Raw genomic sequence first — 15,134 nt, forward strand, 5'->3', positions numbered from 1 at the left:
GAGAATGATTATGAGCTATATTGCACAAGTTGATTTTAAAATGGATGGACCGTTTGGAGAAGAAATGGCAGAAGGGTTTGCTGATTTGGCGAAAAGCATCAATGAAGAAGAGGGATTCATTTGGAAAATATGGACGGAAGATCCTGAAGCCAAAGAAGCCGGTGGAATTTACAATTTCGAAACAAAAGAATCGGCTGAAAAATATGTAGAGATGCATACAAAGAGATTAGCTAGCTTTGGTATTACGGGCGTTAACGCAAAAATCTTTGCTGTTAATTCTACATTGACTGCGATCAATAAAGGACCTGTAAACTAAATTACTAGAAGTATTTCTGTAAAACACGTACTATAACATAAAATCGACTTCCTTTTGGATAGTCGATTTTATTGTATACGATGAAAAAGGAGGAGTTACGATTGTTACAAAAACTCGCAGCAGGAAATCATGCCGTGCCATTTAGAGGACCTTTCACTATTACACGCGTTCAACCAGGCGATATTCTTGGCGATGAAACAACAGACACAGCGTTTGGCCCATTAGCAATCATTGACCATGCGGTGATGAAAAAAGGGTTAACGATTAAAATGCACCAGCATATCAATGATGAAATTTTAAGCTATATTGGCTCTGGCGTCATGCATCATCGTGATTCTGCAGGATTTGAAGCGCCGATTGCTCGTGGGAAATTAATGTTGATGAATGCAGGAGCAGGGTTTTGGCATGAAGAAAAAGTAAAAGAAGATGAAGTAGAAATGCTTCAAATCTTCGTGCGACCGAATGAAACCGATCTATCACCGGAAATTCAATTTCATGATAAACCGGTAGACAATAAGGATTGGTATGTCATGGTAGGGCCTGAAGGTAGCGAAGCCCCATTGTATGTACGACAACAAGTCTACATTCTAGACGCGCATCCTAAAGCAGGTGAAGTGGTTGACGTTCCAAGCTATTCAAGTCTCACTCCTTTCCTATACGTCATGAATGGAGAGATTACGATGGAGCATCTGACAATTGGCAAACAAGAAGCGGTAACCGATCCAGTCAATCCACTACCATCGTTTGTCGCGAATGAAGATACTACACTTGTCCTGTTCTTTGTTGAAATGACTGCGACTATGTCTATGGGTGGAACTATTAGTGGGTTGAAGAAGTAGCCACGAATAAATGAATTTACAATTTTATGTGTTGACAATGAAATTTACCCGTGTTATATTTATATTGAATTCGAGATAGGTTAATTAATCGCAAAAGCAATTGACGCTAATTTAAAGACAATCTCTTTTTTTTAAACAAATTTGTCTCGAATTAATAGTATATGAAAACGAGCTAATATATAGGAGGATGTATATGAACCATTTAAAAGGAATTCATCACGTAACAGCTATTACGAGTAGTGCAGAAAAGAATTATGATTTTTTCACCTTGTATTAGGAATGCGTCTCGTAAAGAAAACTGTCAATCAAGATGATGTGCAAACCTACCACTTATTCTTCGCAGACGATAAAGGCTCGGCTGGAACAGATATGACATTTTTCGATTTCCCGGGTATTCCAAAAGGTACGCATGGTACGAATGAAATTTATAAAACTTCATTCCGTGTACCGACAGATGCGGCACTTGATTACTGGATGAAACGTTTTGAAAAATATGAAGTACAACATAATGGAATCGAAGAAGTTTTCGGTAAAAAGACGTTTTCATTTGTAGACTTTGATGATCAACAATATATGTTAGTTTCCGATGAGTTGAACGAAGGTATTGAGTCAGGAACACCTTGGTAAAATGGTCCCGTACCATTGGAGTTCGCCATTACAGGTTTAGGACCTATTCATATTCGTATCGCTGAATTTGATAAGTTTAAAGGTGTTTTGGAAAATGCAATGTTCATGCGAAAATTTTGCAAGTGAAGGTTCATTCCATTTATTCGAAGTGGGTGAAGGTGGAAATGGCGCGCAAGTCATCGTGGAACATAATGAAACGTTACCTGAAGGTCGACAAGGATTTGGTACAGTGCATTACGCAGCTTTCCGCGTGGAAGATACGAACGTATTGCATGAATGGATAAATCATATGCAATCATCGGATTTTAGAACTTCAGGCTATGTGGATCGCTTCTTCTTTGAATCTTTATACGCAGCAGTCGCGCCTGGCATTCTATTTGAATGGGCAACAGATGGTCCTGGATTCATGGGAGACGAACCGTATGAAACAGTTGGGGAGATTCTTTCATTACCACCATTCCTTGAAGGACACCGCGAAGAAATTGAAGCAAAAGTTAGACCGATCGATACAGTACGTAGCACACGTACATTTGATAAAGAGTATTTGTAAGGAGTTGGAATGAACAATGAGTTTTTTCAGTAAATTATTTGGAACAAAACAACAGGAGGAAATAAAAATGACAAAATCAAATATCGGTATTATTTTAGGATCCACACGTGAAGGACGCGTAAGTCCACAAGTAGGAGCATGGGTAAAAGAATTGGCAGACAAACGCGGAGATGCGAATTACACGATTATTGATATCGCGGATTATAAATTACCACTTCTGGGCGAAGCAGGCGGCGATGCATCAGGCGCAGCAGCATGGTCAGAAATTATCGCAAAACAAGACGGGTTCGTATTCATCGTTCAAGAATACAATCACTCCATTTCGGCTTCACTTAAAAATGCATTAGACTACCTTCGCGTAGAGTGGAACGACAAAGCAGCAGGTATCGTTTCATACGGTTCAGTTGGCGGAGCTCGTGCAGCAGAACATTTACGTGGTATTTTGAGCGAATTATCCGTAGCGCATGTTCGTGTTCACCCGGCATTATCATTGTTTACAGACTTTGAAAATGGCACAGAACTTAAAGCTGCTGACGTACAGGCCGCTTCAGTAAACCAAATGTTAGACCAAGTAATTCCTTGGACAACAGCATTGAATACAATCCGTAAATAAGCTAAAGGTATAAAGTTTTCTATATAGGTCATAGTAATAGAGTGTTTACACTTAAATACAACGATTTCAGATACAACCAAATTGAATATATTGAATTCGAGACAGTTACATTGTATAATGGTCTTAATACGTAAATAAAAAGGAGAGTTTTAACATGACAAAATGGAATGTAGATGCAGCGCACACGAACGTAGGGTTTTCAGTAAGACATATGATGGTATCCAATGTAAGAGGTAGCTTCACTGGAGTGGAAGGATCGGTTACTGGAGATCTAGATAATTTAACAGATGCGAAGATTGACTTCAAGATTGATGTGAACACGATCAATACAAATAATGAAGATCGTGATAACCACCTTCGTTCAGCTGATTTCTTTAATGTAGAACAGTATCCGACTATCACATTTGATTCGACTGAAATTGTCAAAACAGGAGAAGACGAATACGATGTAACTGGCGATTTGACAGTTAAAGATGTTACGAAGAAAACTACATTTAACGTATCGCGTACGGGAGCTGGGAAAAATCCTTGGGGTGTGGATGTAGTTGGATTTGAAACAGCTATCAAAATTTCTAGAAAAGAATATGGTTTAACTTGGAACCAAGCGCTAGAAACAGGCGGCGTATTAGTAGGCGACGATATTAAAATCACAGTAGAACTTCAAGTGAATCCAGCATAACGAATAGACGATACTCGCCTCTTTCTGATTGAATAGGATTACTTGAGCCACTAGTTAGTTAATGAAAAAATAGTAAAACTAAGTGAGATGATAAGTATGAATGCAAAAGATCAACTGGAAGAGGCATTATCTCTGAAATTATTCGTTGTTCTAACCCGTGCTGTAGAGTCAATAAAAAAGCGTGTCATTGAAGATATAAAATGTTTGGGTTTAAACCCGACAGAGTTCGCGGTTCTGGAATTCATTTACAGCAAAGGTGATCAACCGATACAAAAAATTGGTGAGAAAGTGTTAATTGCCAGTAGTAGTATTACGTATGTGGTCGATCAGTTGGAAAAGAAACAGTTGTTAAAGCGAAAACCGTGTCCGAAAGATCGTCGGGTCATCCATGCTACGTTGACCACTGAAGGAACCGAACTGATGAATCAAGTCTTTCCAGAACATAAAAAAGCGATGAAAGAAATTTTTAGTGGATTAGACGTAAAAGAAAAGCAAGAAGTAATTGAACAGCTGAAAAAAGTAGGCTTTCACGCGCAAAACTTGTAACTTTTCATTTGATACCTCGAATTCGTACTAGATTAATTGATTTTAATTATATAGTGAATAACAAAAGGAGTGCGAAATATGATGAAGCAAACTAGTGGTATCCATCACATTACAGCTATTGTTGGGCATCCTCAAGAAAACGTCGATTTTTATGCAGGCGTTTTAGGTTTACGTTTAGTGAAAAAAACAGTGAACTTTGATGATCCAGGTACGTACCATTTATATTTCGGTAATGAAGGCGGCAAACCAGGTTCGATTATCACGTTCTTCCCATGGGCAATTGCCTATCAAGGGAAAATAGGAGATGGCCAAGTAGGTGTAACTTCTTATGTTGTTCCTCTTGGAGCACTAATGTTTTGGGAACAACGCTTAGCCAAATTTAACGTGGATGTAACGAAGACAGAACGATTTGGTGAGCAGTACCTACAGTTTAATGACCCACATGGTCTTCAACTTGAACTAGTGGAGCGTGCGGAAGGTGAACAGAATGCCTGGACATTTGGAGGCGTGACACCTGAAGTAGCGATTAAAGGTTTCGGTGGCGCTACTTTATATTCTTCACAACCGACTAAAACAGCAGATCTATTGGAAAACGTCATGGGGCTTGAACGGATCGAAAAAGAGGGAGACTATATTCGTTTCCGTTCATCCGCAGACATTGGAAATATTGTCGATCTCAAAGCAACTTCAACGGGTAAAGGTCAAATGGGCGTCGGAACTGTTCACCATATTGCGTGGAGAGCGATTGATGACGAAGATCAATTGGAATGGCAAGACCATGTTTCAGAACATGGGTATGGCGTGACGGCAGTTAAAGATCGAAACTACTTCAATGCGATTTACTTTAGAGAGCATGGAGAAATTTTATTCGAAATTGCGACGGATCCTCCAGGCTTTGCGCATGATGAGTCGGAAGAAACGATGGGACAAGAATTGAAATTACCTGCACAATATGAGCAACAACGTGATGAAATGGAGCGCAGATTGATACCGATTACTGTCCGTGAATTGTAATCCATCAACTCGTCTTGTTCTGAAGTGACTACTTTAAAGAAGTTAGTGAAAGGTGTGTACATGTTCGTCTACTGTTTAACAGACGGCATTTCTATCCTGCACTGACTTTTTTTTTATATATTTGAAATTTTATTTTAAAAAGGAGTATCCTTATTCAGAAAGCTCTCTATATAGCTAGTGAAGAGGCAAATAGCTGCCACTTACAACAAGTTAATAGGGGGAAACTAGTATGCAACTTAACCATGAATCGTTTCTACAATTTCATCCACAGACAGCGGAGAAGATCGGACTCAATGAATCGATGTTTTTGCAGCAAATCCACGAGCTGTCTTTCGGTCCGTATGATACGGAAGAAGGGACGCAGTGGGTGCGCAGGTCGTATAAAGAGTGGCATGCTGTGATGAGTTTCTGGTCAATGGCTACGATTATTCGTGCAATACGAAAACTGGAGAAGTCCGGCTGCATTTATTCGAAGCGACAGAACTTTGGAGAAAAGATGTACCTCGTGGATTATGAAGTATGTAAGTCGAATGCGATACATTTGCTTCAACCAGCGAGCGAGGAAGTAGTGAATATCAACTAATGTGTAATACGAATGAGTGGAGGCTTATGCTTCCGCTCTTTTTTCGTGGAGTTTTGTAGCTAGAAAAAATAGCCTAAATTGCAATATTAAGTTAGCCACTTAGATAAAATCCAGTGTATGTATGAAGGGGGCTGTTATCCCTCTATCGATAATCTCTTTTTGAAAATACTAAGCTAACCTAGCTAACTCTTGTTCAAACAAAACGGATGGCTGTCGATAGTTCAAAATCTTCCTGGGCAACTGATTCAATGTCTGATAAATATGTTGAATAGACGCTGTAGAGTAATCAGAAATCGCTTTTCCTTTGGGAATATATCGTCTGAGAAGTCCGTTGTGTCGCTCGTTGGACCCTCTTTCATACGGTGCGTATGGACGAGCGAAATAGACGTCCGTGACCCCTTGAAGACTCGTTGTTAGATTAGAAAACTCGCTGCCGTTATCTGACGTAATCGTTTTAAATACTTGAGGAAACAGCTCGCCGAAATCCTGTCGTAATTGGTTCATCGCATAGTCCACTGAATCGTGATCTTGATCGTCTAGTAGAATCGCATAATAGTTTCTCGTTTTACGTTCAACGAGTGTCAGTAACGCGTTGTCATCAGACTTCTGTCCTTCTACCGTATCAATTTCCCAATGACCGAATTCTTGACGGTTATCAATTTCAACGGGACGTTCAGCGATACTCATGCCCAGAATACGACGGTTTCTACGGATGCGTTTCACTTTGGTGTTCCGTCTTAGTTTCATCGGCAAGTCTATGTTTCGAACGCGTAATATGTCTAAATCAATGTAGTTATAAAGGGTTTTCGTGGACACTGTAGGTCGGTCTATCCATTCGTTTTGAAGGCTTATAAATCCAACAACCGCATCTGGCGACCAGTCCTCATCTAGGATCTTCTCACATGCGAAATCGATAAATTCACTCGCGATAAGCAACTTACTTTTCGCCCCGCACTGAAGTCGATTTCGTTCATAGATCGCCTGTCCCGTTTCAGCGAAATAGGCTGTATAGGGCGTGCGTCCAGTTTGAAGTTGAGTCGTGGTTCCACGCTCTAATTCATTGGCAATGGTTTGATGAACGCGTCCTAAGCGTCTGCCAATCTCTCGGTTGGTGTGCCCGTCCTTGTGAAGCGCCTCGATTTGACCGCGCTCAAAAGCTGACAGGTGTTTATTTTTACGGTTTTGTATGGTATTCTCAAGTTGTGCCACTATAAAACTTCCTCTCATTGTTTGTCTCGTAACTTCAATGATACACGAAATTTTATAGTGGCATTTTTTTATTTGAATTTAGATGGCTAACTTGATTGTACAATTGGCCCTAGAAAAAATAGTTTGAATAGGAGTATCCTTATGCAAAAAGCCTTCTATATAGTAAGTGAAGTGGTGAATTGCTATCACTTACATACTTTTTAGGAGGAATTCAGTATGAAGTTATTAATCAATGAACAGCCATTACAATTATTGCCGTCTCTTGTCCATTTAGTCGGATTGAATGAGGCGTTATTTCTGCAACAACTGCATTTCCGCTCACTCATTTCAAAAAATGTACGCGACGACTATCGGTGGGTGTACAAAACCGTTGATCAATGGCAGGAGGAATTTTCATTCTTGTCATGTATGACGATCAAACGCACGATCTATAATTTGGAAAAGCAAGGATACCTCATTTCGACTTCGCAATATAACAAAATGAAAATCGATAAGACGAAATGGTATCGGATTGATTATACTAAACTACCGGTTTTTTCTAGTCAAGATGATACGTCGGTAGAAGAAACGGTACTAGCAAAAAGTGAACTGGAAGTAGATCATGCGATGTTTCAATCTGATACAACGGACGTTTCACTTCGAAACGCTGTGTCATACCAACATGAAACGAGGGACTGTACCAATGTGAGACGGCCTATAACCAAAGAACTTAAAGAAATTAAAGAAATAAAGAATAAAGAGCTTGTCGAGAAGCCTCTCGACGTTACGCATTTCGTCATTTCGTATTTGAACGAGAAAACCGGTAAGCAATTTAAAACAACATCTGCAGCAACTAAGAAATTTATCAACGCAAGAGTGAAAGAAGGCTATACACAACAAGATTTCATACAAGTCATTGATCTCAAAGTTACGCAGTGGAATAACAATCCTGAATACCGTGCATACTTACGTCCTTCCACGTTATTCAACCCGACGAACTTTGAAAACTATTTGAATGAACAACCGGTAATTCCTACACAAGCTGTGCAAAGGCATGTGTATCGCGCGCCTGTATTGGATTTTAGCCGAGGTGAGAATCTAGGCTAGATAGTGAATGTGAACGAGAAAGTAAATCTTTGAAAAAAGTTGTTCTTTTAGAACCCGAAAGATTGACACATCGCCTATAAAAAAGCATGATAAGAATAAATGAACGGTACCTATATTGCCGAATTCAAGTGATCAACGAAAGAGGTTTTCAGATGGACGAACAGAAATACGAATACTTGGCGGATAATCCGAATATCAAAGTGATACCCATTATGCTTGCACTGATCATCGGCGCATTCTTCGCTATTCTAAACGAAACATTATTGAACATCGCACTTATTACGTTAATGGATCAATTTTCGATTACATTACCTACTGTGCAATGGATGGCGACAGGCTTCATGCTCGTCATGGCAGTGGTCATTCCCATCTCAGCATTACTAATCCAATGGTTCACAACGCGCCAGCTATTCCTTGGTACTATGACCGTCTTCACTATCGGAACGATCGTAGCAGCGAGTGCACCGACGTTCGCAATTCTTTTAACAGGACGATTAATTCAAGCTGTTGGAACAGGCTTGCTCATGCCGATCATCTTCAATGTATTCCTACTCATTTATCCGCCACATAAACGCGGAAAGATTATGGGACTTATCGGACTTGTCATCATGTTTGCGCCCGCAATTGGTCCGACGTTATCAGGCGTCATCGTGGAATACTTAGGATGGCGTTATCTATTCTTGTTAGTCATTCCATTCGCGCTATTCTCGATTGCCTTCGGTTTTAAATACTTGATCAACGTTACCGAAGTCACAAAGCCTAAAATCGATTATCTTTCATTGGTCTACTCATCGATCGGCTTTGGTTCACTCGTCTATGGGTTCAGCTCTGTTGGTAACAGCGCAAAAGGTTTTGCAGATCCGCTCGTCTTACTGTTTATTAGCATCGGAGTGATCGGGATCGTCCTGTTCGTGCTACGTCAGTTGAAGCTAGAAGAACCGATCATGAATATGCGTGTGTTCCGTTACCCAATGTTCACACACGCCGTCATTCTGTTTCTGATCATCATTATGGCGATGTTCGCATCGGAAATTATCTTGCCTATTTACATGCAAGGTCCTCTCGCATTAACTGCTGCCACAGCCGGTTTGATTTTACTGCCAGGCAGTATACTAAACGGTATTATGTCACCATTCATGGGCTCACTATTTGATAAGTTCGGACCTCGTGTGCTGATGATACCTGCTACGATCGTATTGAGTGCAACGATGTTCATGATGAGCCGGTTAACGCTCGAGACACCGATTTGGGTTGTCGTCGTCAGTTATATTTTACTAATGCTTGCGGTCTCTGCCATTATGATGCCTGCCGAGACGAACGGATTAAATCAACTCCCTAAGAAATTATATCCGCACGGTACAGCGGTGATGTCGACGCTACAACCTGTCGCTGGTGCAATCGGCGTGTCGGTGTTCATTAGTATTATGAACGCGAGACAACTGCACTTCCTAGAGAAGTCTCAGACGCCTACAGATGCGTTAACAGCAGATCTCGCACTCGTTGCTGGAGTAGAGCTTGTGTACTTCATCGCGTTTGCTATGTCGCTCGTGGCGGTCGTGCTGTCATTCATCGTCTATCGTGCAACACCTGAAGATTATGTAGAAGAAAACAAGTAATAGAAAAAACCTCAATTCTTGAATTGGAATTGAGGTTTTTATATATCGTTTTCATGATCTACTTTTCATAACAACATCCGTAAATACGTCTCAAAATTCACTCCCGCCACCATTGGCGTATTTTGTAAAGCGGTATCTTCTATCGCAGCTACGAGGAATTCTTCTGCTAGTTGAATCGCTTGTTCCGTTTTCATACCACGCATACGTCCACCCATCAGCACAGAAGCAAATAAATCCCCAGTACCTGAATAACTTTTGCCGTTGTAAGGGACAGAACTGTAATACGTTTCATTTTCGCTTATATATAGATTCCCAACAGAATGATCTTTACTTGGTGGATGGACACCTGTAATAATAATCTCGGCACCCGTAGCGTTTTGCAACTGCTTACCTGCTTCCTCTACAATATTCAAGAAATCCTCTTCACTAGTGCAACTATGTAGCGTGTCGTAATCATACCCCGTCAACAAACAGCATTCCGTAATGTTCGGTGTAATAATATCTGCTTGTGCCACAAGAACTTTCATCTGTTTGAGAAGTTCGGCGTCAAAGTTATCGTACGCTTTGCCTTTATCCCCAAGCACAGGATCCACGAGTAAAAGTGTTTCGCTCGTATGGAAATGTTCAAGGAAATCTAAAATATGGTGAATTTCTTCTTTACCTGTAATATAGCCCGTTTGAATACCGTCAAAAGAAACGTCAAGCTTTTTCCACTCATTTGTAAAAGCGGGGATTATACGCGTTAAGTCTTCACAGAAATAACTCGGATATTCCGTTTGTGACGATAGAACCGCAGTAGGTAACGGACAAGCTTGAACGCCCATCACCGAAAGCACTGGGATGGCGGCAGTCAGTGAACATTTACCGAATGATGACAGGTCTTGAATAACAGCAACTTTTTTCATGGAAATCCTCCGTAACTAGCTTTGTATTATACGTATCATAGCATAAAAATGCTGTAGTATACTGGCAGATCTACGGTGGTAGAAAAGTGAATCTAGTCATCCTTTTTGACGCGTGGTACTATCTGCTACAATCAACATATACTGTTACACACACTAGGAGGAGAAATACATGTTTTCACAACCCGAAAAAGAAGCAGTCTACAAAGCGATTTACACGAGAAGAGATGTCCGAACTTTTTTACCTGACGCCATACCGGAAGACATCGTACATAGAATATTAACCGCTGCCCATCATGCACCGTCTGTTGGTTTCATGCAACCATGGAATTTCATCATCGTGTCGTCTGATGAAGTGAAAGAAAAGTTGGCATGGGCCGCAGATAAAGAACGACAAGCGCTTGCGATCCATTATGAAGAGGAAAAACAAACGAAGTTTTTAGGGCTGAAAGTACAAGGATTGAAAGAAGCACCAATCACTATTTGCGTGACATGTGATCCTACACGTGGCGGATCGCATGTACTAGGGCGTAATTCTATTCCTGAGACGGATGCGCTGTCTACGGCGTGTGCCATCCAAAATATGTGGTTAGCCGCTACTGCCGAAGGATTAGCATTAGGTTGGGTAAGTTTTTATAAGAAAAATGATGTGCGCGATATTTTAAACATTCCTCCTCATATTGATCCCATCGCATTACTGTCGATCGGTTATACGGAAAACTATCCCGTGAAGCCTATATTGGAGTCTGCGAATTGGGAAAAGAGAAGGGAACTAGATGCATTGATTTTCGAAGATGGTTGGGGTAACAAAAAAGATTCTTCTAATGGCAATTGAAGCAGTTGTACAGTCGTTACACAACGCCGAACGCAAAAACCGCCTATCTCATTAGATGAACATCCTATAGATGTATTTCCAGGGAAATTCTAACCCATACGTGCTGAATATAATAAAAGCGTATCAACTAGGCTATTCACTCACCTAGAAGATACGCTTTTTTATTTGAAACTATATTTTCGAAAGGAATCTACTCTACTTCATAGCAACTACACGCAAGATCAATCAAACGTCAACACAATGCGTCCGTTAATTTGACCTTTTTCCATTTTATCCAACACGGTATTCACTTCGGAAAGAGGAGCTGTTTCGATTTGCGCTTTTACTTTTCCGCGAGCAGCGAAATCTAGCGCTTCTTTCATATCGAGACGTGTCCCAACGATCGATCCTTTTACTGTGATCGCGTTCAAAACAGTATGGAAAATAGGGATTGGTAGTTCGTCATGTGGAAGTCCAACCGCGACGAGCGTGCCTCCACGCTTAATAGAACGGTATGCTTGCTCAAACGGTACCTTTGAAACAGCTACGCTAATAGCCGCTTGTACGCCACCGATTTGCTGTTGAATCGCTTCCGCAGGATCTTCATTTTTACCGTTCACTGTCATGTCAGCGCCTAGTTTCTTCGCAAGCTCCAACTTTTCATCTGCAATATCAACCGCGACTACATTGAAGCCCATAGCTTTTGCGTATTGCAATGCAACATGACCTAGACCACCGATACCGTAAATAGCAACCCAGTCTCCAGGCTTCGCTCCTGATACTTTCAACGCTTTATACGTCGTCACGCCAGCACAAAGAATCGGTGCTGCTTCAACAGAACTTAAATTTTCAGGAATTTTCGCTACATAATCAGCAGCTGCAAGGCAATATTCTGCATACCCACCATCTACTGAATAGCCACCGTTTTCTTGGTCGTGACAAAGGGTCTCTTTACCTGCTAAACAATATTCACATTCACCGCATGCGGAGTAAAGCCAAGGAATCCCGACGCGATCTCCAACTTTTACGGATGTCACGTTAGGTCCGATCGCTTCTACAATACCGACACCTTCATGGCCAGGAATCAACGGAAGTTTTGGTTTGACAGGCCAATCCCCATTAATCGCATGTAAATCCGTGTGACAGACACCACAAGCCTCTAATTTAACGAGCGCTTGTCCTACACCTGGTGTTGGTTTTAGTGTCTCCTCGATTTGTAGCTCTGTTTGGAATTCCTTAACGATTGCTGCTTTCATGGACGTTTGTAGTGCGATTCCTTGTGCATTTTTGCCTTCGATAGCTGATTTCATGAATGATTCCTCCCTTTTCTTGTGTAAAATTTTACATAGTGCCAGAGCATGCCAGTGATGAAAGCGCGCTACTATAAGGGGGTTGTATGAAAATTCATCATGATGTACGTCAAACGAGATAGTAAAAATGGTTTGACGCGAGACACCCTTACAATCAGGACGTTTTCAGCTTGGCTAAAACAGAATAAAACAACCTTTCACGTTAAGACTCTTTGAGTATAGCAAGCTACCGAATAAATGTAAACTATTATCCAATTTATACATAAAACGACAGAATATTAGTTAATTCTGTTTTGTTGTTCGATTTTAAATGAAAAAGCTCAACTTATAATTATTTATGCCGTGCTCATGCATCGGCATGCCAATGAATGTAAGTATGTTTACTTGTACGAAGGGAATACTGAAAATCTAGGAGGTTGATAAGATGAATGCTAGTTGTTCAGAAAGTTGGCGGGAAGATCCGACACCAATAAGTCAGCAAGATTGCCAAGAGTGTGGGCTATATAACCAAGGGTCTCGTATGATTTGGGGAGAAGGAAATCCGAAAGCACCGATTATGATCATACTGGATAATCCGGGCGCACGAGAAGACCGTGAAGGCAATCCGATAGTTTGCGGAACGCGCCAAACGTTGAGACGGACCCTATCGACAGTTGGTTTGGAGGAAGAGTGGGTTTACGTGACATATGTTCTGAAGAGACGGCCCCTTCGTAAATATGACAAAGAGAAAGTGCGATCAGTTTGTATTCATCATCTAGAAACTCAATTGCAACAGCAACAACCTTCCCTTGTCGTCTGTTTAGGGAATGTAGCAGTTCAATCCTTTTTTCGAAATACCGAAGTGGACGTCAAAGGATTGCGTGGGGAGTGGCATGAAGTCAGGGGATTTAAAACTTCAGTCGCATATCACCCACTTGCGGTAAGGCGTCGTCCGAATCTATCGACTATGTTTGAGGAAGACTTATCGTTTGTGGCGAAGGCGTTCCGTGAGTTAAACAGAATATATTAATTTGGAGCTACTCCATCCATGTAGAAATAGAGAGGGTATATATAGGCTGGTATGGAATCGGAAGGATGTCTGACTCTATACCAGCTCATTTGAATTATTATTTTAATAGTAAATATAAGGTATTATTGTTTATGATAATTCTTCATATTATTCTTCATAAATACAAGAACTTCCGCATGGAATGAACACTTAACTTCATTATAAAACTAGAATAGATTATATAAAAATAAAATTAATCGTTCACTTTCCTGACGTTTTATGTTTTAATAGATGATAACTTATATAGAAGAAAGCGAGGGAAAGGTAGTAGGGGATCAATAGTTTTCGATCCTATTAGGAGTCTATTTTAAGTTCAGTATGTAGCGAAAAACTATGGAGGCTATAATAAAAGAAGTAGTGTATGACTGTATGCTATACCATTTGTAAGCGCTTTCAATTAGAGTGAATAGATCACTGATTTAATAGGGTCTGTTCATTAATAAAATATTAACTTTTATTAGAATTATTGGTTTTCTTACGGAGAAATAGGGTACTATTAAAAGGCATGAAAAATTGGCTAGTTAGCTAACTTAAAAGGGGAGATGGAGAGAATGAAGAAATTTACCATGATGATGTTATTACTAGCTGTATCTGTACTAGTACTTGCGGCGTGTGGAAGTGATGAAGAGAAGTCAACTGAGAGCACGGATGATACCGCTTACAAATTAGTGAACGAAGGTAAATTCACATTTGCTGCGAGTGGTGTGTATAAACCGTTTAGTTATGAAGAAGACGGAGAACTTACAGGTTTTGATATAGAAATTGGAAACGCACTTGCTGAGAAAATGGGACTTGAAGCAAATCCCGTAACGAATCCTTTTGAAACTATTTTACAAGGTTTAGTTGGCAATAAGTTTGATGCAATTATCGGTTCAATGGCGTATACAAAAGAACGCGCGGAGCAAGCAGACTTCACGGAGCCTTACTATTATTCAGGTGGAATGATTTTCGTAGCAAAAGATAATGACGAAATTACATCTCCAGAAGACTTAAAAGGAAAAAAGATTGGTGTCATTGCACAGTCGACATATGAAGAGAGTGCCAAAGAACTATCGGATGATTTACAGTATTACACAAGTGATGTAGTCGCTTTAAAAGACTTAACGGTTAAAGGTCGCATAGATGCCGTTATTACTGCAGATATTGTTGGTTTTGAAGCAATCGAAAATGGATTCGAAATCAAAGAAGTCGACAAGCCGATGTGGGTAGAACAACCTTCTATTGCTGTAAATAAAGAAAATCCAGAACTAACAAAAGCGCTTGATGAAGCATTAAAAGAAATGATTGAAGACGGAACATATGAGGAAATTTCCGATAAATGGTTCGGACGAAATCTTCTGGATATCGATCTAGAAGGTGTCGAGCTATTGGAATAAATACAA

General features: G+C 40.4%; 15 protein-coding genes and 1 pseudogene. 13 read left to right on the forward strand and 3 right to left on the reverse strand.

Features of this window, described 5'->3' with window-relative positions; genetic code table 11:
• Positions 1-10: 10 nt before the first annotated feature.
• The 8 genes and pseudogenes from SporoP32a_RS00665 to SporoP32a_RS00700 all read left to right on the forward strand — a co-directional run bounded on the left by SporoP32a_RS00665 (position 11) and on the right by SporoP32a_RS00700 (position 5,767).
• The gene (locus SporoP32a_RS00665; RefSeq protein ID WP_085426147.1) at positions 11-316 is read left to right on the forward strand and encodes a monooxygenase; all 306 of its coding nucleotides are present in this window, start codon (positions 11-13) and stop codon (positions 314-316) included.
• A gap of 101 nt (positions 317-417) precedes the next feature.
• Positions 418-1,155: a pirin family protein gene (locus SporoP32a_RS00670; RefSeq protein ID WP_198166195.1), complete on the forward strand. Its 738-nt coding sequence runs from the start codon at positions 418-420 to the stop codon at positions 1,153-1,155.
• A 193-nt stretch (positions 1,156-1,348) separates the two neighbouring features.
• Positions 1,349-2,332: pseudogene (locus SporoP32a_RS00675) on the forward strand (ring-cleaving dioxygenase).
• 16 nt (positions 2,333-2,348) lie between these two features.
• Positions 2,349-2,945, forward strand: coding sequence for an NADPH-dependent FMN reductase (locus SporoP32a_RS00680; protein WP_198166196.1), 597 nt, complete (start codon positions 2,349-2,351; stop codon positions 2,943-2,945).
• Positions 2,946-3,099: 154 nt separating this feature from the next.
• A complete protein-coding gene (locus SporoP32a_RS00685) occupies positions 3,100-3,624 on the forward strand; it encodes a YceI family protein (RefSeq protein ID WP_085426150.1) in 525 nt (174 codons plus the stop codon).
• A 96-nt stretch (positions 3,625-3,720) separates the two neighbouring features.
• Positions 3,721-4,170: a MarR family winged helix-turn-helix transcriptional regulator gene (locus SporoP32a_RS00690; protein WP_085426151.1), complete on the forward strand. Its 450-nt coding sequence runs from the start codon at positions 3,721-3,723 to the stop codon at positions 4,168-4,170.
• A gap of 78 nt (positions 4,171-4,248) precedes the next feature.
• On the forward strand, positions 4,249-5,184 hold the full coding sequence (locus SporoP32a_RS00695) for a ring-cleaving dioxygenase (protein WP_085426152.1): 936 nt from the start codon (positions 4,249-4,251) through the stop codon (positions 5,182-5,184).
• Between the two features lie 229 nt (positions 5,185-5,413).
• Entirely contained in the window at positions 5,414-5,767 is a 354-nt protein-coding gene (locus SporoP32a_RS00700) for a hypothetical protein (RefSeq protein WP_085426153.1), read from the forward strand.
• A gap of 168 nt (positions 5,768-5,935) precedes the next feature.
• Here SporoP32a_RS00700 and SporoP32a_RS00705 read toward each other — a convergent pair whose 3' ends face one another.
• Positions 5,936-6,979 (reverse strand): IS30 family transposase, encoded by a 1,044-nt coding sequence (locus SporoP32a_RS00705; protein ID WP_369823321.1) that lies wholly within the window; start codon positions 6,977-6,979, stop codon positions 5,936-5,938.
• Between the two features lie 213 nt (positions 6,980-7,192).
• Between SporoP32a_RS00705 and SporoP32a_RS00710 the strand changes: the two genes are divergently transcribed.
• Together SporoP32a_RS00710 and SporoP32a_RS00715 are read left to right on the forward strand one after the other, a co-directional pair.
• Positions 7,193-8,062: a conserved phage C-terminal domain-containing protein gene (locus SporoP32a_RS00710; protein WP_085426155.1), complete on the forward strand. Its 870-nt coding sequence runs from the start codon at positions 7,193-7,195 to the stop codon at positions 8,060-8,062.
• A 152-nt stretch (positions 8,063-8,214) separates the two neighbouring features.
• On the forward strand, positions 8,215-9,678 hold the full coding sequence (locus tag SporoP32a_RS00715) for an MDR family MFS transporter (RefSeq protein ID WP_085426156.1): 1,464 nt from the start codon (positions 8,215-8,217) through the stop codon (positions 9,676-9,678).
• Positions 9,679-9,743: 65 nt separating this feature from the next.
• Here SporoP32a_RS00715 and SporoP32a_RS00720 read toward each other — a convergent pair whose 3' ends face one another.
• The gene (locus tag SporoP32a_RS00720; protein WP_085426157.1) at positions 9,744-10,583 is read right to left on the reverse strand and encodes a pyridoxamine kinase; all 840 of its coding nucleotides are present in this window, start codon (positions 10,581-10,583) and stop codon (positions 9,744-9,746) included.
• Between the two features lie 169 nt (positions 10,584-10,752).
• Here SporoP32a_RS00720 and bluB point away from each other — a divergent pair, with 169 nt between their 5' ends.
• Positions 10,753-11,415 (forward strand): 5,6-dimethylbenzimidazole synthase, encoded by a 663-nt coding sequence (gene bluB, locus SporoP32a_RS00725; RefSeq protein WP_085426158.1) that lies wholly within the window; start codon positions 10,753-10,755, stop codon positions 11,413-11,415.
• A 221-nt stretch (positions 11,416-11,636) separates the two neighbouring features.
• On the opposite strand, the gene adhP is transcribed toward bluB, so the two are convergent.
• Positions 11,637-12,650 (reverse strand): alcohol dehydrogenase AdhP, encoded by a 1,014-nt coding sequence (gene adhP / locus SporoP32a_RS00730; RefSeq protein WP_085428939.1) that lies wholly within the window; start codon positions 12,648-12,650, stop codon positions 11,637-11,639.
• Positions 12,651-13,128: 478 nt separating this feature from the next.
• Between adhP and SporoP32a_RS00735 the strand changes: the two genes are divergently transcribed.
• Together SporoP32a_RS00735 and SporoP32a_RS00740 are read left to right on the forward strand one after the other, a co-directional pair.
• Positions 13,129-13,713 (forward strand): uracil-DNA glycosylase, encoded by a 585-nt coding sequence (locus SporoP32a_RS00735; RefSeq protein ID WP_085426159.1) that lies wholly within the window; start codon positions 13,129-13,131, stop codon positions 13,711-13,713.
• 590 nt (positions 13,714-14,303) lie between these two features.
• The gene (locus tag SporoP32a_RS00740) at positions 14,304-15,128 is read left to right on the forward strand and encodes a transporter substrate-binding domain-containing protein (RefSeq protein WP_085426160.1); all 825 of its coding nucleotides are present in this window, start codon (positions 14,304-14,306) and stop codon (positions 15,126-15,128) included.
• Positions 15,129-15,134: the final 6 nt, after the last annotated feature.

Source organism: Sporosarcina ureae (assembly GCF_002109325.1).
Taxonomy (GTDB): Bacteria; Bacillota; Bacilli; order Bacillales_A; family Planococcaceae; genus Sporosarcina; species Sporosarcina ureae_C.